We start from the raw sequence: 20,249 nt of genomic DNA, 5'->3' as shown, positions 1-20,249 counted from the left end.
CCTTGAAAGGGGGAGTGCCACGCCCCAAAAGCGTGGCGAGGGGGTCAGTAAACGTGATTTAGAGTTTGGAATACTCCTCCCAAACGAATTCCATCAGTTCACGCACGTATTCCTGCGTGAAATTGAATTCAATGCCTGCCGTAGCATAGATCTCACTGATCGGCTTGGTGTAACCGAGTTTCAGCGCAGCCTCGTACTGATCCAAAGCCTTCTCAGGATTCTGTCGGTAGTTTCTCCAAACGGCAATCGCTCCAAGCTGTGCAATGGCATATTCAATGTAGTAGAACGGCACTTCGTAGAGATGCAACTGCTTCTGCCATTGGTACTTGCGGGCATCTTCGTAACCTGTCCAGTCTACCACATCGCTTCCGAGTTCTCCGCTGATGCGCAGCCAATTCTCGGCACGCTCTTCTTCCGTATGTGTCGGGTTGGTGTAGATCCAATGCTGGAACGCATCGATGGTCGCTGTCCAAGGCAACACGGCCATGATCTTTTCCAGATGTTCCTTCTTCGCGCGGTTCAGGTCTTCTTCATTATCGAAGAACACATCCCACTGATCGATGGAAAGCAACTCCATACTCATGCTGGCAAGTTCTGCCACCTCTGAAGGAAGATTCTTGAAAGCGGTGATCTCCAGATCTTTGCTCAAGAACGAATGCACCGCGTGGCCACCTTCATGCACCATGGTTATCAGATCGCGCAGCGAACCCACCGAATTCATGAAAATGAACGGAACACCGATCTCGTACAGCGGATAGTTGAATCCGCCTGGAGCTTTTCCTAAACGCGAACCAAGATCCAAGTGGCCCATGGCCTGCATGGTTTCCAGACACTCGCCATAATATGGTCGGATGCGGCTGAATGCCTCAATGGAAAGATTGATCAACTCATGCTCATCCTTAAATGGCTTCAGACCAGCCTTGCCCGATGGATCCACATCCGTATCGTAAGGTTTCAGGCTATCAAGGCCCAATTGCCTTTTTCGTTCCGCATCCACTCGGTTCACCAACGGAACACACTCCGCCTGAATGGCCTTATGGAAGGTGAAGCAGTCCTCGGTTGTATAATCGAACCGACCCAACGCGTCCAGTTTGTAATCGCGGTAGTTGGCATAATCGGCTTGCTTGGCCACCTTGTCGCGCAGCTTTATCAGCTCCGTAAACAGCACATCCAGGTCTTTCGACTTGGCCAAACGGGCCGCATTGACCTTCTCATAGATCGCTTTCCGCAATTCGCGGTCGGTCTCCTTCAAAAAGCTGTTGGCCATCTGCAACGTAAGCTGCTGTCCATTATGCTCAATGCACATGCCGCCCGTAATGGTGCCGTAGCGCTGTTGCAACTGCTGCAACGTGGTGAACAGCGGAATGCTCTCCTCGCGGAAAAGCTTGATCTGCATTTTCAAGCTTCGCAGAAAGATGGCATATTTCTCTTGGTCGAGTTCCTTGCAGAAAGGAGAATCGATCAGTTTCTTATTGAATTTATCGGAATAAGGAGCGGTCTTCGGGTCGATCTCCGAAACCATGAAATCAAATGCTTTCGCATACTCCTCGTTGGTCGTGTCAATGCTCATGCGGATGTACCGCCAGGCAGTTTCTTCGCTCAGCACCGCTTCCAGTTCGCTCAGATCGTGGATCCAATCCTCCAGTTCCTCAACGCTGTTCAGGGCGCGGTCCGACAGCTCTTCGAACATCGGTAGAAGCGTTTCCCAACTTTCTACTTTGAACGTTTCTGGAACGTATTTTCTAATTGGTCGGGTGGGTATTACTGCTTCCTTTTGCATTGCACGCTTTATTTCTTCACTTTTTTGGTCGAACCTTTCTTTCCCTTCGACTCCGATTTTGGCTTGGGCGCTTCCGCCTTTTCCTGCTTGGCAGATTTTGGCGCAGCCGCCTTTTTCTTTGCCTCTTTCTCTTCGCCCTTCTTCTCCTCGGTCTCTTCCTTTTCTTCTTCCAGCAGCCCTTTCTCAACCATCAGGTTGAACCATTGAAAGAGTTTCTTCATGTCTGACTGATACACGCGGTCGCGGTCGTAGGTCGGTAGCACCGAAGCCAAATAATCGCCCAGTTCTTTGGATGATGCCTTCTTCGGGTCGATGGCCGCTTTGCCTCCCGTCTTTTTGTAGATCAGCCCGAAAACCTCGCCCAACGGCACGTCTTCGTCTTCCGTGTAAATGCTGATGTCCTCCAGCGCAAGGATCTTCTGCGTGGCGTAGGCGGGCATGCGTTTCCCATCTACGATAGATTCGACCACAAGGCCGCTTTTCATTTGGCTGATCATCTTGAAAAGCCCTGGATAGCCCGCGATCGAAAGAATTCCAGTAAGGTTCATTGGCAATAATTTTGCTCAAAAGTAAGTATTACACGTACCATCATGTCCGAGGCCATTCCGATTTATCAACACGAACCAGCACCACAAGCCAACGCATTGCGTAGATTCGTTTCCATGCATTGGCGTCTGGTCCTTTCATTTTCCCTCTTGCTTCCGCTGTTTTCAGCAGGGCAGGAGTTGCGATTGGTGAAGACCATCGAAGGGCATTACGATTACATGACCAGCGATGTGCTTGGACGATTGTACATCGCACGTGGCCATGAGCTCTTTCTGTATTATCCAGATGGCACAATGAAGTACCAGTTCAGCGACCTCAGCCGTGGGGCCATCACGCAACTGGACACCCGCAACCCGATGAAGCTGTTGCTGTTCTATCCCACCTACAGCCTCATCGTGTTTCTCGACAACACGCTCAGCCGCAGCCAGCCCAGCGTGGACCTGAACACCTTGCAACTCGAACTGGTGCAACTGGCCTGCACATCGTTCGATAACGGCTTCTGGGTGTATGACCCTGTCAGTTTCCGCTTGTTGCGTTACGACCAAGGGTTGAAGGTTACCAATGATGTGGCGAACGTCAATCAGCTGGTGGGGGCAGAGATCAACCCCAATCAGATGGTGGAGGCCGACAGCTGGGTTTACATGAACGACCCCGACCATGGCGTGTTCGTGTTCGATTCGTTCGGAACGTATTCCAAGCTCATTCCCATTAAAGGTGCCGAGCGGATTCAAGTGCGCCCCAACGGTATTTTCTTCGAGTTTGAAGATCGGTTGGTGAAGTACGACCTGCTCAATTTCGAACAGTCGGAGATCGAACTTCCTGTCCAAGAGTTCGAGTCGGTGAGCATCGAGAAGAACAGGCTCTTCGTTTTGCAGAAGGATGCCGTTCTGGTGTACGAACTCACAAAGTAAAATCCGTGTAAAACTTGTCTGGCCTGAACTCATTCTTTGGTTGGGAACGTATGTCGAATTACTATTTTTGACCGTCCATGGCAGAACCGAAACACATAGCAGTTGCAGGCAACATCGGGGCGGGAAAAACCACGCTGACGCGCTTGCTTTCCAAGCATTACAAGTGGGATGCGCACTACGAGGCCGCAGATGACAACCCTTACCTGAACGACTTCTATGAGGAGATGCAACGTTGGTCCTTCAACCTGCAGGTTTACTTCCTCAACTCGCGGTTCCGTCAGGTGATGGAGATCCGCAATGGCAACAAAACGGTCATTCAGGACCGTACCATTTTTGAGGATGCGTACATCTTTGCGCCCAACCTGCATGCCATGGGGCTTATGACCAGCCGCGACTATGAGAACTACCAGTCGTTGTTCGGTCTGATGAGTGAATTTGTCGGGCCACCGGATCTGTTGATCTACCTGCGAGCTTCCATTCCAACGTTGGTCAACCAGATCCAGAAGCGTGGCCGCGCTTATGAAGAGACCATCCGTTTAGATTACCTCAAGCGCCTCAACGAGCGTTACGAAGCATGGATCAGCACCTACGATAGAGGCAACCTGCTGGTAGTGGAGGTGGATGAGAATAACTTCTCAGAGAACCCCGAAGACCTCGGTAAGATCATCAACCAGATAGACGCCCAGATTCACGGCCTCTTCTGATTCCCAGTAACCCAAACGTTTTTTTCTTGTTTCCCTGAGTGAAGCGAAGGGTCGGGAGAGGTCAATCCCGTCACCCAAAACTCGTTTCGGACTCAGAACTCCCCTCCTGGAAAGGAGGGGTTGGGGGAGGTCAATTCACAACCACCTTCACCGTTTGCACCGCCCCACCAGCATCCACGCGCACAGCATAGACACCTGTCGGAAGTCCCGCATGCGAAATAACGATGGAACTGTTCGAGTTCCCATTCGCCACAATTCGTCCACTCATATCAATAAGCGACCACGTACGGTAAGTGTTCTTTTCAAATCGTAGCACATGGCGGTCCGCATGCGTTTCCACGATCGTATGCGTCTCATTGTCCGCATCTGCAATACCCGAAGCACCATACGTTACCGCCTGGTAAGCGTTCACACGACCATAACCCAGTTCCATCGACCAACTGCCCGCTTCTTTCCAGTAGCCATACCAGTAGTCGCCCACCCGTTCGGCCGTCAGGCCCAGCGCCTTGCGCGCCAACCATTCCGGCAGCGTAGGCGTTTCAGATAGCATCAACGCCATCACGCCCGCAGCATTCGGACAGGCAGCCGAAGTGCCATTGAAGGTGTTGAAATACTCCGATACCGAAAATCCGTTCGTTCCCATCATGTCAATGGTGGCGACACGCACACCCGGAGCACTCACATCCAATCCTTCGCCCCAGTTGCCAGCCCACCAGTTCTCTCCATCGCAAGATGTAGGCGTTTTGTGTTCATCGCACATGCTGGTGGCGCCCACCGCAATGGTCTTTCCGTAGCGTGCAGGCCAAATAGGAATGGTATCGGTCACTCCATCATTGCCGCTTGAAAAAAGCATCGGCACGCCCAAGCCACCGCGACCATTGTCAACCACCTCATCAATCACCGCATTGATCAGCGTATCAGAACCCGGATAAAATGCCAACAGCTGATCGGGCACACCCCACGAGTTCGATGACACCGTAATGTCCGCCTGTGTCTGCCAGCCCATCGCGTCCAAGAAGAACTGTGTTTCAGACCATGGTTGCACTTGCCCAAGGATGGTCTCGTAATGGAACACGCGTACCGGATAGACCATGCACTCTTGGCAGATGCCCGCAATGCCGATGCCGTTGTTCGTATTGGCTGCCGCAATGCCCGAGCAACATGTTCCGTGGCCGTCCTCGTCATAATTTGGCGTGGGGTAGCCGTTGGTGCTGTCGCCCATTGCATCAAAACCGGGCAGCAGTTTCCCTTCCAGATCCGGATGCAGCGTATCTACACCGCTGTCCACCACTACAATATGAACATTCGAACTTCCGGTTGTTACCGCCCAGGCAGCTTCCGCATCAATGTCCGCTCCGGGCGTGCCGTTGCCTTGGGTAGGCGTTCCATCGTTCTTCAGGTTCCACTGGCGGTCGTAGCGCGGGTCGTTCACCGAACAATCGCTCACCGTATGCATCAGGTTCGGGCTCACCGTTCTAAAAAGGCCGGTCGCTTTCAACGCATTCACCGCCTCAATGGGATTCACACCGTTCTTGGTCGTCCGCAGTTCAATAATGTTTTCCATGTAGCGGTTCGGTCCAACCACTTCTACACCCAATTTGGCCGCCTCGCGCTCCAACAGTTCCAGATCGCTTGCTTGGCGCAGATGCACGAAGAAATTCGGCAGGTAGGTCACAAACTCATGCTTCGCATTGGTGTGCACCAGGCTGATGAATTCCACCGAAGGATTCAGCAGAAGTGCATCCACATCCACCGCATCGTTTGCAATGATCACATACGGCTTGTAGTGAAACTCCGAAATGTCCGAAACATCCGAAAGGCCGTATTTCTCAAGAAGCCCCAAGCGCTCGGCACGGCTCAACTGCGTATCGAACTGCGCGGCCACATGCGTTTGCTCAAGTTCATCCTGCCCAAAGGCCACAAAAGGAATAGCGAATAGAATAAATAGATATCGAAGCATCGGTGTCTGTTTAGCGAATCGAAAGTAAGCATTCGCGGTTCATTTGACTGAGGGTCAGCAAATCACCTATCATTCATTCATCAGGTTTTATACCGAGCTGTCCCTAAATCAAAACTCCATCCCAAGGAAGATAATATCATCAACCTGTTCAAGGTTTCCTTTCCAAACTTGCAACTGGTCCGAAATGACCTTGGCGTGTTCTGAGAATGGAAACTCCTGTAGTTCGGTCAGCATGGTCTCCAAGCGTTTCCGCAGGAACTTACCTCCTCTTTCACCACCGAATTGATCGACCACCCCATCGGAGAATACATAAACGCGGTCACCTTTCTTGTATCTGAGCTCAAATTCTTCGAAGTTCTTCTGTCTTCCCTTCACAATTCCGCCAACGGCCCCCTTGGATGATTGGAGGCGCTTCAGTTCACTATCGGAAAACAGATACACAGGGCGTCCTGCACTGGCGTACGTTACTTTTTGGTGTTTGTGATCGATTCTGAACAGGACGATCTCCATCCCATCATTCATCATCTTGGACTCATCCTCCTGATTGAGAAAACTGATAATGGATTCGTCAATATCATGAAGTACTTGGGCAGGACTACGGTTTGCCTGATATTCGACCAAGGATTGCTCCAAAAGCTGAACCGCCAAAAGGGTCATCAATGAGGCAGGTATCCCATGACCAGTGCAATCGGCCACGACCACAAATGTGCTGTCGGTGTAGGTGTTGTGGTAGCTCCAATGAAAATCACCACTCAGAATGTCTCTTGGAAGGTCGATAACAAAAGCATCGGCCACATGGAATTCCCGAGCAGACCGAGATGGGATGAACGCATCTTGAATGCGTTTTGCATAGGTAATGCTATCTGTGATGTCCTTTTTAAAAGTGGCCAATTGTTCCAGAGCACCTTTCAATTCTGCGGTGCGCTGAATGACCCGCTCTTCCAACGTCCGTAAAAGCTCATCCCGTTCGGAACGTAGTTTGACCCGTTCAGTAATGTCAAGACAGGTGAACACAAGACCTTCTGTCATACCATAACTTTTGGTTGGGGCAATGCTCCAATCAAAATAGCGGAACGCATCCCGATCCCGATTCCCATCGTCATCCAATGAGGAATCCATGTACTGGAAATGGGGTTTGCCTGTTTGGACAACTTCTCTGAACATCTCTGTTTTGCTGTCATCTGGGAATAACTCAAAGAAGTTTTTTCCCAGGTAGAACTGAGGTGATCGGGAGGTCATCTCCGCAAACGAACGGTTTACCTGTATGAAATTGAAATCCGTGTCCATGTAGGCCACCATCATGTGGGTGGTGTCGAAGATGGAATTGAGGAGCTCGTATGTGCGGGCCAATTCCTCCTGTTGTCGTTTTTTTTGGCGTTTGTCCCTTTGAATTACCACCGCCTGCCGAATAGCGTGAGGCAGACGCGAAAGACTGTTTTTCAATACATAGTCGCTTGCACCGTTCTTCAATGCTTCAACAGCCCGTTCCTCGCCAATGGTGCCAGAAACAAAAATGAAAGGTGCATCGGGCTTGGTCATTCGACAGATGGAAAGTGCTTCGAGACCAGAGAACCCAGGCATTGAATAATCGGAGATGATGATCTGAGGGTCAAACGTGGCAAGACTTCGCCTCAGATCCTCATCACTATAAACACGGTGGAATTCGAGATTGTCCATCTCATCCAACAGCATCAACTGAATAAGTTCCGCATCGGACGGGCTGTCTTCCACCAACAGCACTCGGATGTTTTCATTTAAAATGTTCATTTCAGTTCCAATAATTCCTTTAACTAAATAAGATCATGTCATACCCGAGGTTGATTGAGGCTCAACCAATAATGCCCGATCTCGCTCACCGCTTTTTCAAAACGGTCGAACTCAACGGGCTTTACAATGTAGCTGTTAACTCCGAGATCATAGCTCATGGCCAGATCCCGACTTTCTTTGGATGAAGTGAGCATGACCACAGGAATATGTTTTGTACGCTCATCTGTTCTAATGGCTTCCAGTACCTGAAGCCCGTTGACCTTTGGCATTTTAATGTCCAAGAGAATGAGCTTGGGCCACTTTTTTGATATTGTCCCTTCTGCTTGGTCGCTGCCGAACAAGTATTCCAAAGCTTGTTCACCATCCTTGACCCAAAGGTTGTTGTTGGATACCTTATTGTCCACCAACGACATCAATGCCATTTCGGCATCATACTCGCTGTCTTCTACAAGCAGGACATCCACATTTTCACGACTGTTCATTTCAATTATTTAGAGGTTGATTCATTTAAGGTAAAGAAAAAAGTGGCTCCCTGTTGCAGTTTGCTCTCGGCCCATATCTCCCCGTGGTGTCGGTTAATGATCCTTTTCACCAGCGCCAACCCGACACCGTTGCCATGGAATTCATCATTATGATGCAAGCGCTGAAATACCCCGAACAACTTGTCATAGTACTTCATGTCAAAGCCAGCTCCATTGTCTTTTACATAGAAGATCGTTCGGCCATTTTCTTGGGTCTGACCGACCTCAACCTTAGGTTCGTCTTTTTTGGATGAATATTTCATGGCGTTGGAAACCAGATTGACGATAACCTGACGTATAAGGCTATGGTCTCCCTCCACCTCTGGAAGGTCTTTGATTTCAACGGTCACATTGGAATATCCTTCGTGTTCGGTTACGTTTTTCACCACTTCAGTCACCATTTCCTTCAGGTTGAAAGTGCTTCTTGAAAGCGCTTGCCTACCAAGCCTCGAAAAGGCCAGAATGTCATCGATCAATTGCCCCATCTTTTTGGCATTGTCCGCAATGGTGGTCAAGTAGCGTTGTCCCGTCTCATCCAAACCCTCAGAATACTTTTTCAGCATGAACTGACTATAGCCGTCTATCGCGCGCAGTGGGGCACGTAGGTCGTGCGATACAGAGTAGCTGAATGATTCCATTTCCTCGTTGGCCATTTGGAGCTGCTTTACCCGTTGCTCAAGCAACTGATGGGCATGGATCAGCAGCTGTTCCTGCTGGTATTTCTCTACAAAGAATTCGACCTTGCTTGTAAGCACAACGGGTTCGAATGGTTTGGTAATGAAACTGAACGCACCCTTCTCGTAACCTTTGAACACGTGGATCTGATCCGTGTAAATGGCCGACACGAAAATGAACGGCATTCTTGCGGTCTTCTCTTCGGAACGTAGGAACTCGGCAAGCTCATATCCATCCATCTCGGGCATCTGAATATCGAGCAGGGCCAAAGCGAAATCGTGATGCAGCGTTAGCCGTAGTGCCTCGTTACCGCTGTTGGCGCTGTACAGTTCAACAGGCATCTGTTTGAGCAAACGCTCCAGCGCCACAAGGTTTTCAGGACGGTCGTCCACCATCAGGATCTTCGGGCGACCTAACGATTCGGGTACGTCCATTTCTTTCATCATTCCAGTTCCCATAGTTTCACTTATCGTTTGATCCAAATTCGCATCAGCGACAGCAACCGTTCCACATCAACGGGTTTGGTGATGTAGTCATTGGCGCCAGCGTCTATGCATTTCTGTCTGTCCTCCTTCATGGCCTTGGCTGTTAGTGCCAGAATTGGTAGGTCTTTAAACCGTTTCTGTTTGCGTATTTCCTGCATGCACTCATAACCGTCCATTTCAGGCATCATGATGTCCATAAGGACGATGTCGATGTCAGGTTCACCATCCAAAGCCTCTAATGCTACCTTACCGTTCTCGGCTTTGACGATCTCAAGTCCTTTTTCCTTCAGAACCTTGCTTAGGGCAAATACATTCCTCATGTCGTCATCAACCACCAGTACTTTCTTGCCATTGAACATGGTTTCCTTATCATACAGACCTGCGATGACCTTTTGGGTTTTCTCTGGCAGGTTTCTCACCGTTCGGTGAAGGAAAAGTGCCGTTTCATCCAACAGGCGCTCCTCACTTTTCACGCCTTTCACAATGATGGTTTCGGCATATTGTTGAAGTTCTTCATTCTCCTTGCGGGAGAGTTCCTTTCCTGTATACACGATGATCGGTGGAACTCTCCCGTCAAACTGTTTCTCTAATTCTTTGATGAGTTCAAAACCGCTCATGTCGGGCAGACCGATGTCCAGCACAATGCAGTCTACGGTTTCCTTGCTGAACACATCCAAGGCCTCTTTGGCCGTTCCAGCCTCAAAGCTTTTCACATCTCCGTTTCCGATCAGTTTCACAATGGCCTTTCGCAGGTCGTCATTGTCCTCGATCACCAGAAGGTTCTTCATTTTCCGGCTTGCCAGGTCCTCGATACGCCCGAATGCATCGTCCAACTGGTCTTTTGTAACGGGTTTGGTGAGATACTCAACTGCGCCCGAGCGGATCGGATCCAAGGTTTTTTCTTCTGCGGAGATGATGTGAACTGGAATATGCCGCAGGTTGGGGGTGCTCTTCAGTTCTTTCAGCACCACGTGGCCATTGACCCCTGGAAGTTCCATGTCCAGTATAATGGCCACTGGAAAGAACATTTCAGCCAGTTTCAGACCGTCCTCGCCTGTGGAAGCACTCAAAAATTTGAATCCTTTTTCCTTGGCCTGATGCGCCAAGACCTTGGCAAAATCCATATCGTCTTCAATAATGAGAATGACATGGTCGTCAGATCCGATATTCTCCCGATCGTCTGCAATGGTCGGGTAGTTGAGGAATTTACTTTCCTTTTGCAGCATTGGTTTGGCGAAAGGCTCCGAAACAGGTGCTGACGCCTGTTGCACGGGTTTCTCCACCGCATTCAGCGGAATGATCAACGTGAATGTGGAACCCTCGCCCACAACACTTCTTAGTGTAATACGGCCTCCCAAGAGTTTGGCCAGTTCTCGCGATATGGAAAGCCCCAGACCCGTTCCTCCGTACTTGCGCGAAGTTCCGCCATCTGCCTGTTGGAACGCCTCGAACACGACATCGAGTTTATCTTTCGGAATACCGATGCCCGTGTCTTTCACAGAAATGGCCAACTGATCTCCAGCATCACGTTGCAGGTTGACCGTTACCGACCCGTTATCGGTGAACTTGATGGCATTGCTTATCATGTTCTTGATGATCTGATCGAGACGCTGTCGATCTGTATTGATCTTTGCAGGAAGAGCACCGTCCACCTCAACGTTCAGCACAAGACCCTTTTCTTCTGCTGAGCGCTTAAAGTTCCGTTTAATGTCTTCAGCAATCTCCGAAACAACCGTCTCATTGAGATTCAGATCCATCTTGCCAGCCTCAATCTTGCTCAGATCCAGGATCTCATTGATCAGGTTGAGCAGGTCGTAACCGCTTTTTGATACGATCTGTGCACTTTCAATCTGTTCTTCGTTCAGGTTACCTTCCTTGTTGGCGGCCAGGTCGTTAGATAGGATCAACAGGCTGTTCAGCGGGGTGCGCAGTTCGTGGCTCATGTTGGCCAGAAACTCACTCTTATACTTACTGCTCACTTCCAGTTGCTTGGCCTTCAGTTCAATGTCGGTTCTTGCTGCTTCAAGACCTCGGTTCTTCTCTTCTACGATCTGTGTCTGCTCTTCCAATTCCTCGTTGGCGGCCTGAAGTTCTTCCTGTTGTTCTTTCAGTTTTTGTGTCTGTTCCTCCAGCTCTTCATTGCTCTGCTGCAGTTCTTCCTGTTGCTGCTGCAATTCTTCACTTTGCCGTTGGGTTTCTTCAAGCAATTCTCGGATCTTGGTGCGTGCAATGGCAGAGTTCAGCGCAATGCCTATCGCTTCCATGTTCGATTCCAAGAATTCCTGTTGTGTAGAATTGAAATCATCGAACTTTCCAAGTTCCACAACCCCCAACACGTTTCCTTCAAACAGAAACGGCACCACAACAACACTCCTTGGCAGAGCATCCAACAGAGACGAACGCACGCGGATATCCTCTTCCGTCAACTCTGAGACCGATACGGTTTGCCGATCTTTTGCAACTTGGCCAATGAGTCCTTCACCAAGTTTGAAGCGCTTGTTTGCCTTCTCATTTTCAAGTGCATATTGCCCCGCAAGTGCGAGCTCATTGCCTGCATCATTTATCAGGTAAACACTTCCGATGGATGCTTTTACGTAATTACATAGGAAGGCAACAATGGCGTTCGAAAGGTCTTTGACATCTAAATCACCCCGCATGGCCTCATTGAGTTTGTTCTGCCCCGTGCTTAACCATTCGTAACGGTCGGCCTCTGCGGTCTTTTGCTTCAATGAATCCCGCATTTCAACAAGGGCACCGCCCAATGTTTCCAGTTCCCTCGAGCCTTCCACGTTCACATCCGTGTTCAGATCTCCAGCTCCGATGTTCTGTGCCACTGCAACCGCATTTGCCACAGGTCTTGTAATGGATCCTGTGATCAGCCATGCCAGTAAACCACTTATGAAAATGCCAACTGCAAGTAAAAGCCATTCAATGTTTGAGAGAAGACCAATTCGGTTGTTTATCGTTTCGAAATCCGCCAACATGAGTCGCTCATGATCATCCATGAGTTCATCCAGTACGCCTCGAATTTCCTTGTTGAGCGGGAGTACCTTTGTGTCCATCAGCGCCACGGCAGAGTCTTGATCGGTCAAGGCAATATCTTCAACCTGTTGCTGGTAGATGTCCAACTGGTCGATCATCGGTTTCAAGACCGAAAGACGCCTCGTATTCTCTGCATTGGTCCAACTCATAGAAAGGTTGTCCATTTGCCCGATCGATTCACGTATCTCTTCTTTCCAGGCAATTTGCCGCTCCCTTTTAAAGGTATCACGCTTTAATAGGATCCAGCCACGTAGCGATGCAATGCTATGATTGATGCCATTCATCAATTCCAGGTCTGCCCGAGAAGATGGTTGACGCTGATCTTTGAGAAACGAGGACAACGAATTGACATCTTTGACCTGACCGATAGTAATGAGCACGGCAATCGAAAGGGTAACGGCCATCATGAGGTAACCCAGTCCGATTTTCTTACCAAGTGTATCTATCCTAAAATTCATTTGCTCTTTGATTGTTGATGGTCTATTTGAAGTAACAGTTCGGTGATGTCCTGCATGTTCAGCACGTGGTCTACCTCGGTTGCCTGCAAGGCGGCCTTGGGCATGGCAGGGGTTTCGGCTGTCTCAGGATCCTGCACAATGGTCAATCCTCCCTTTTCTTTGATGTAGGCGAGTCCTTTGGCGCCATCGAAGTTTCCTCCCGTGCAAACAATACCAATAAGGTGTTTGCCATACGCTTCAGCGGCCGTTTCAAACAGCACATCAATGGATGGACGTGCATAGTTTACCCGCTCATCAACCGTTAGCGTCAACGTATGGTCGGGTTCAACGAGAAGATGATAATTGGCTGGTGCCAGATACACGGTTCCTTCCTTCACAGACTCCTTTTCGTCTGCCTCTTTTACAAAAACCTGACTTTTGTCGTTCAGCAGTTGCGCCCAAATTCCATCAGAAGTATCTCCTATGTGCTGAACGATGAGCAAGGCCATAGAAAAATCCTTTGGCAGGGAGGTGACCAGATTCTTCACAACCGCCATTCCTCCAGCGGAAGCACCCAGCACGATGGCCTGATATGTTACCTGCCCGTTCATCTGTACTTCTTCTTATAGATCTTCTGCTTCTTGTCCAATACATCGAAATGAGATTGGTACTCCGAGAATTGCAGACTTTCCTTATTTCCCAAGCAGAGGATGCCACCGTTCACCAAACTGTTGTGAAACAGTCCGTGTACCTTATTCTGTAGTTCTTTATTGAAATAGATGAGCACATTGCGGCACACCACCATCTGGGTTTCTGCGAAATCACTATCGGTCACCAAGTTGTGGTTGGCCCACACGATATTCTTCTTCAATGAGGCATCCATAATGGCCGAATCGTACTGCGCATGGTAGTAGTCTGAAAAAGAGCCTTTTGCCCCAGAATCTTGGTAATTCTTCGCGTACTTTTTCATCAGTTCCGCAGGGTAAATACCCTCTTTGGCATGCTTAAGAACATGATGGTTGAAGTCGGTGGCATAGATCTGTGTCCGATCATACAGTCCTTCTTCCTTAAGCAGAATGGCCATGGAATAGACCTCTTCGCCCGTGCTGCATCCTGCATGCCACAATTTAATGTATGACCATGTTTTGAGGATGGGGACCACTGTCTCTCTGATGGCCTTGTAAAAGTTCGGGTCACGGAACATTTCTGTTACGTTGATGCTCAGATCCTTGAGTAGAAGTGCTGCAAAATCCGCATCATGCAATACCAGATGCTGCATCATGCTTACGCTCTCTATTCGGCTGAGGCGCAAACGGCTGAGAACCCTTCGTTTCACGTGTGCCTTGGAATACTCACGGAAATCGTAGCCATATTTTCGGAAAACCGCTTCCAGCAACAGCTCGATCTCCAGATCGACCGTGGTCACGGCATTCGAATCAATATCAGATAATCCGTTCACGCCAGTTCATTTTGCGAACATTGGCTGTATCGGAAACCAAAATGCAAACGGACCTGATGGTCTCGTCAACAATAACTCAAGGGGAAAACAATCTTACTTCTCAATTCCAATTTCACGGTAGCATTCCAAGAGTTCCCAGTTTATTGATACAGTTCAAAGTTCCTAAGATTCAATGTATTGATTGGGGTTGTTCAATACCCCTAAATGTACAGAATACATGCAATTGGGGCAACGGAATTTCGATACTCTTCAACATAGTAGTGTTGAAATCTGCGGTTCAGCTTCAAAGCTGAATTCCCAGTACAAGAACATCATCAATTTGTATCTCATCCTTTTGCCAAGTTTGGTAATACTCCTTTAATAGCTGTTGTTGTTCAGATATAGGGTGTTCGGCAGCATTGGAAAAATGCTTGGCCATGTTCTTTTTCATCATCTTTTTTCCGTTCTCACCACCGAACTGAGAATAGTAACCATCGGAACTGAGATAGATGCGGTCACCTTTTTTGAACGGGATCTCCGTTTCAGCAAAACGCTTCAGTCCACTACCGGTAACTATTCCACCAATGCCGTGTCGGCTGCCCTTCAGTTCATTCAACTGGCTGCCGTCATAATGAAATAGTGATAGGTTCGCGCCTGCAAACACCAACCTGTTGTTGATCCTATCTACGCGGCACAACGCAATGTCCATTCCGTCCTTTACAATGCCTGTTTCCTGTTGCAGGGCCGCGATCACGGCCTCATTCAAATGAAATAGGATGTCTCTGGGTCGGGTAAACCTATAATTGGCAACCACCCTTTCCAGCAGTTGGTTGGCAATGATGCTCATCAACGCCCCTGGAACGCCATGGCCTGTACAATCTGCTACAGCCACAAAATCATATTGCTCATCAAAATGACACCACAGAAAATCGCCACTTACAACATCCCGCGGCATCCACAGTACAAACGAGTCGGGGAATATCTTCTGACAGTCTTCGATCTTCGGCAAAATGGCCTGCTGTATGTGTTTTGAATATTCAATGCTGTCGAGGATGTCCTTGTTTTTTTCTGCCAGTTCTTGAGTACGTTCCTCCACACGGTCTTCCAACTCGGCCAAGGTCTTTTCCAATTGCTGTTGGGCCAGTTTAAGCTCCGTTACATCCTGCACAATTCCGTATAGGCGTATCGGCTTTCCCTGACTGTCAAAGTCAAATCGGGTTTCTGAATGGCAATGGCGCCGGGCACCGTCCGATTTCCGAATGACCCGATAATCGAAAACGGTATCCTTCAACGTCTCAAAAGTCTCCGAAACGCTTTGCGTTACAAATACAGCATCTTCTGGGTGAATGACCGACAAAAACAGATCCAATGTCCTTTCCGATTCGTTGTCAAGGCCATAGATGTTGAAGAGCTCATCTGACCATTTCTGGACAAGACCATTTTTCATATCCACCTCCCAGCTGCCCACATGCGCAATGGCCTGAGCCATCTTAAGACCATACTCACTATCCCTGGTTTTCTTTTCGGCAAGTTTTTGTTCGGTAATATCATGGGTAGTTCCATACAGACCGACTGGCTTCCCCTGCTCGTCAAAGTCAAACTTCGTGGTGGCATGAATGTGCCTGACCGTACCGTCCTTTCGAACAATTCGGTGATCCATAACCGTATCGCTAAAGGTTTCATTCGATCGGTCAATACTTTCCTGTACAAATTTCAGGTCATCAGGATGGATAAAGGACAACCAACTTTCATAAGACTGTTCGGTCTCTTCAGTATTCAGGCCGTATATCCTACAGGCCTCCTCGGACCAAATGGCAACACCCGTGGCAAAGCTCAGTTCCCAACTGCCCACGTGGGCAATGGCTTGCGCCTCTTTCAATCGTCTTTCACTATGCTTGAGTTCTTTTTCCGCCCGTAATTTTTCAGTAATGTCTCGCGAGTAGCAGGCCGTGCCTATTACCTTGTCGTTCTGCCATATTGGATAACAGGAGATCTCTGACCAGCGCTGAACGGGAGCATCTGCATGAATCACCTCAGTAAATGTTTCCCCTGAGAAGGCTCGTTCATAGAGTGTCTTGAAATATTCGGATTGCTCTGCCGACATAATCCCCGACAAAACATTGTCACCCGCTTTCAACTCCTGCCCAGAATATGCTTTCATGACCTCCTCAAAACGCTGATTGCATGTGATCAACCTGTAATTTCTATCCACACTCCACATGCGGTCTTTGGTATTGTTAATGAGGGATCTGAGGTTGCTTTTGTCGAACTCGCGTTGTTTTTCAGCCCGTTTACGTTCAGATACATCACGGATAAATCCGATAAAATGCGGCTCCCCGTTCAACTGCGAGGGGGTGATGCTTAAGGAAACATCGATCTCTGTCCCATCTTTCTTCAAGGCATTGACCTCAATGGTTCTGTTCAGAACGGGGCCTTCTCCTGTTTTGAGGTAGTGTTTCATACCTTGCTCATGGGCAGTACGATGGCGCTCTGGGATGATTGTTTCGGACAATCGTCTGTCCTTGACCTCTGCTTCATCCCAGCCGAAAAGTGCTTCTGCTTTTGCATCCCACTTGGTAATGATCCCCTCCTTATCTATTATAACCACCGCATCTAACGAAGCTGCATAAATACGTTCGATCAATTCGCGCTGCTCCTGTGCCTCCAGTTCAGCATGTTTTCGTTCGCTGATGTCGCGAAGCACCACCATCATATTCGATGTCGTTTCCGAACCATTGTCACGAATGGGTAGGGCAACCCCTTCCATCCAACTATAGGTCCCGTCTTTTTTTTGAAAACGGAAGGTTGTTGAAGCTTTGATTCCCTTCTTGATAAGTGTATTGAGTTTCTGGGTCAGTTCTGCAACATCATCTGGGTGAACATATTCAAAGATGTCCTGACCCAGAAGCTCATCAACCGTAAATCCAAGGGTTTCTTTACAGGCGGGAGAACAGTAGGAATAGACTCCCTCAATGCTGTGTATGGAGATGACATCCGTAGAGGATTCCGTAAGCAGCTTGTACTTCTGCTCAGACATCAATGCCGATTCCCTGAACACATCTATTTGAGTGTCCGAAACATGGTGGTCAAAAACCTTTTGTATCGCCAAAGGCAAGCGCGATAGTCTATCTTTTAACAGGTAATCATCAATGTGATTTTTGGTCAGTTCAGCGGTTAGTTTATCATCCAGCGTGCCCGTTAAAAGAATAAAAGGAATTCGATGACCCTTTTTCTTCATCTCTTTAAACGCTTCTACACCTGTATAGTCAGGAAGATTGAAATCACTGAGTATCAGATCTGGCTTCCACTTGTGCAAGGCTTCTAAAAAGTGCTTTCGATCCGTAACGTGTTTTAGTTTGAAGCGAAATTCAGATTGTTCCAAGTGGTCAGCTACAAGCTTTGCATCATACTCGTTATCTTCCAGTAGTAGAATTTTCAGGACATCTTTATCCATGATATATTATGCAAGAGGTTGATAACATTAAGTTACTGTCTTAACGGAGAAAAGGTGATGTCGTTTGTCGATATTCGGTTGATTTTGTTATTCCTTATTCCTGGTTTTCACTTTATATATGACATTTCGATACTTTACGATAGATTATTGTTTAGAAAAATATTTGGCATAAGAGTGCGATTCCATTGTCGGAATCAAATGGAAAACCCGATGAGATCAACGCCTCCCGTGACGGGCTTTACAGGCGAACTCCCATTACAAGCACATCATCGATCTGTTCATTATCTCCTTTCCATGATTCAAAGGAGCGGGTCACAGCATCCAATTGCTCTTCTGTAGGCAATTGATGTATCTGCTCAAACAGTTCTTTTAGCTGTTTCACCATGAACCGTTTGTCATTCGGACCACCGAACTGATCCTGAAACCCATCGGAAAAGAGGTATAGCATATCTCCTTTCTCAAATTCGACCTCATGCGTCTCAAAACTCTTACTGGCCGAACTGATATATGCACCCAGAGAATACCTGCTTCCTTTTAGAACCCGTACCCCTTGTTTGCCTACAATGACAACTGGGTTCATCGCCCCTGAGAATTGAAGCCTGTTCTCCTTCGTGTCAATAGTGCAGAATGCCACATCCATGCCGTCATTTACCAATTCGGTACCGTTCTTGAATCGGTTCTCAAGTTCTGTGTCCAAAAGTTCCAACACAAGTGATGGGTGTCGCCATTCCTGATTCACCACAATATGGTTGAGTAGGTCAGAACCTAAAAGACTCATGAATGCACCAGGTACTCCATGGCCTGTACAGTCAGCGCATGCGAGCATGATCTGTTTTCTTGATTTATGCAACCAGTAGAAGTCTCCTCCAATGATGTTCAGCGGGCGGTTAAAAATGAAATGTTCCTGAAAGTGACGTTCAAAGAGCCGTTCGTCAGGTTGAACAGATCTGACCAGACGCTCAGCATATCGGATGCTGTCCGTGATTTCCTGATTTTTCTGTGCGAGTGAAGCGGTCCGTTCATCAACACGTTGTTCTAGCTCGCCTAATGTTCTCTTCAGTTCATATTGGGCCCGCTTGACATCGGTCACGTCCTGTATCACCCCATACAGACGTGAGGGCTTTCCGTCCATGTCAGTTTCTGCATGGGTTTTCGACCTCAGTATCCGCTCCGTTCCATCAGGACGAATTATTTTGAACAGTGACTCCATATCAGTCCCCTCATTCTGCACCTTCTCCATACCTTGAAGCATGTGTTCTCTATCATCAGGGTGAATGATGGACTTGAAGAGGTCAAAGTCCGCTTTCACGTCCCTCGGTACACCGCAGATATCACGGAGCGAATCGGACCAGTAAAGCGCGTAGGAAGAGACATCATAGTTCCAGTTACCGAAATTGGCCATGTGCTGAGCCTCCGCAAAGAGACGTCTGATCCTATCAAGCCTTTTGCGTTCCTTGTTTCGTTCAGATACGTCTCGGGCAATGACAATGATCTCCTTCAATACTCCGGTCTCTTTGTCTATGACCGGACTTGCTGAGGATTCGACATCAATGACCGACCCATCTTTTCGGAGTATGCCGTGACCGACCACAATGGTTTCCTTTGAGCGGAGCATGGCCTGATGCTTTCTGCTCACATACTCCAGATCGGATTCAGGGATCAGTTCATATCCTGACCGACCAAGCAGTTCATCGGGACGGAATCCCAACATCCGTTCACTGGTCTTTGATACGAAGACATAGGTTCCGAGGGCGTCAACAACGGTGATAAGGTCATCTGAATGATCAGTGATCGTTTGGTACCGTTCGGTCGTCATATTGGATACCTTTTCCTGAGCATCCAGTTGTGCATCCGTTTCCCGTTGCTGCAACTGTTTGTGGATCGCATGAGGAAGCCTTGCGAGTCGGTCCTTCAGTAGATAATCATCGATGCCAATGTCCAGCATTTCATTCGCTGTATTGTCGGTCAGCGTCCCCGTGATCACTATGAATGGGATTTTCCCACCAAGGCCACGTGTGACCAGCTTCCGGAATGCACCCAATGCATCGTACCCTGGCAGGGAATAATCGCAGAGTATGACATCCCAAGGATTCTGAAGGGCCAGCTCATATTCCTTCTTACAATCAACGTGGTTCAGGTTGAAGGCCAGGTCACTGTTCTTAAGAACATCACGGATCAGTTGAGCATCCGAGTGCGAGTCTTCAAGCAACAGTATTCGTAAAGATCCTTTCATGGAGCAAGCCTCTATCGGTTAACAACTTGTTACCTTGAATCTTAAGAATAGTTGTGTCGTTTGTCGATATTTCTCTGAACTTCTTGCTTTTTCAGAAACGGTTTATTTTGAATTGAACCGGATTGCAGAGTGCCATCAACACCTCAATTTTCCTCATTGCAGAACTGAAAATTAATGCATGTTCCATTGACATGATGTTGAAGGTTTCGTACCTTCGGTTCAACGTCATTCTGGTGAGGAACTGTTAACTCCGGATTCATCCATGGTGATTCGGAGAAGTTGTCATTTGGAACACA

12 protein-coding genes and 1 pseudogene are annotated in these 20,249 nt (G+C 48.3%); 2 read left to right on the top strand and 11 right to left on the bottom strand.

The window, feature by feature from the left end:
* Positions 1–58: 58 nt before the first annotated feature.
* A complete protein-coding gene (locus GC178_13805; GenBank protein MBI1288640.1) occupies positions 59–1,780 on the bottom strand; it encodes a M3 family oligoendopeptidase in 1,722 nt (573 codons plus the stop codon).
* 158 nt (positions 1,781–1,938) lie between these two features.
* Positions 1,939–2,328, bottom strand: a pseudogene (locus tag GC178_13800) (hypothetical protein).
* A 147-nt stretch (positions 2,329–2,475) separates the two neighbouring features.
* Here GC178_13800 and GC178_13795 point away from each other — a divergent pair.
* Together GC178_13795 and GC178_13790 are read left to right on the top strand one after the other, a co-directional pair.
* On the top strand, positions 2,476–3,237 hold the full coding sequence (locus GC178_13795; protein MBI1288639.1) for a hypothetical protein: 762 nt from the start codon (positions 2,476–2,478) through the stop codon (positions 3,235–3,237).
* A gap of 77 nt (positions 3,238–3,314) precedes the next feature.
* The gene (locus GC178_13790; GenBank protein ID MBI1288638.1) at positions 3,315–3,941 is read left to right on the top strand and encodes a deoxynucleoside kinase; all 627 of its coding nucleotides are present in this window, start codon (positions 3,315–3,317) and stop codon (positions 3,939–3,941) included.
* Positions 3,942–4,071: 130 nt separating this feature from the next.
* Here GC178_13790 and GC178_13785 read toward each other — a convergent pair whose 3' ends face one another.
* From GC178_13785 to GC178_13745, 9 genes are all read right to left on the bottom strand, one after another.
* Positions 4,072–5,901 (bottom strand): S8 family serine peptidase, encoded by a 1,830-nt coding sequence (locus tag GC178_13785; GenBank protein ID MBI1288637.1) that lies wholly within the window; start codon positions 5,899–5,901, stop codon positions 4,072–4,074.
* A gap of 108 nt (positions 5,902–6,009) precedes the next feature.
* Positions 6,010–7,668 (bottom strand): SpoIIE family protein phosphatase, encoded by a 1,659-nt coding sequence (locus tag GC178_13780; GenBank protein MBI1288636.1) that lies wholly within the window; start codon positions 7,666–7,668, stop codon positions 6,010–6,012.
* Between the two features lie 38 nt (positions 7,669–7,706).
* Positions 7,707–8,150, bottom strand: coding sequence for a response regulator (locus GC178_13775; protein ID MBI1288635.1), 444 nt, complete (start codon positions 8,148–8,150; stop codon positions 7,707–7,709).
* A 5-nt stretch (positions 8,151–8,155) separates the two neighbouring features.
* The gene (locus GC178_13770; GenBank protein MBI1288634.1) at positions 8,156–9,298 is read right to left on the bottom strand and encodes a response regulator; all 1,143 of its coding nucleotides are present in this window, start codon (positions 9,296–9,298) and stop codon (positions 8,156–8,158) included.
* A gap of 32 nt (positions 9,299–9,330) precedes the next feature.
* Entirely contained in the window at positions 9,331–12,849 is a 3,519-nt protein-coding gene (locus tag GC178_13765) for a response regulator (GenBank protein MBI1288633.1), read from the bottom strand.
* Positions 12,846–13,439 (bottom strand): chemotaxis protein CheB, encoded by a 594-nt coding sequence (locus tag GC178_13760; protein MBI1288632.1) that lies wholly within the window; start codon positions 13,437–13,439, stop codon positions 12,846–12,848. The genes GC178_13765 and GC178_13760 overlap by 4 nt, the downstream gene beginning before the upstream one ends.
* The gene (locus GC178_13755; protein MBI1288631.1) at positions 13,436–14,239 is read right to left on the bottom strand and encodes a protein-glutamate O-methyltransferase CheR; all 804 of its coding nucleotides are present in this window, start codon (positions 14,237–14,239) and stop codon (positions 13,436–13,438) included. Before GC178_13755 ends, GC178_13760 begins: the two co-directional genes overlap by 4 nt.
* A gap of 331 nt (positions 14,240–14,570) precedes the next feature.
* Entirely contained in the window at positions 14,571–17,720 is a 3,150-nt protein-coding gene (locus GC178_13750) for a PAS domain S-box protein (GenBank protein MBI1288630.1), read from the bottom strand.
* 238 nt (positions 17,721–17,958) lie between these two features.
* Positions 17,959–19,953, bottom strand: a complete 1,995-nt coding sequence (locus GC178_13745) for a PAS domain S-box protein (GenBank protein ID MBI1288629.1) — start codon at positions 19,951–19,953, stop codon at positions 17,959–17,961.
* Between the last annotated feature and the right edge of the window lie 296 nt (positions 19,954–20,249).

Source organism: Flavobacteriales bacterium, assembly GCA_016124845.1.
In the GTDB taxonomy this organism is placed as follows: domain Bacteria; phylum Bacteroidota; class Bacteroidia; order UBA10329; family UBA10329; genus UBA10329.
Note: the sequence above shows the minus strand (reverse complement) of the source record. Positions and strands in the feature narration are given on the sequence as shown.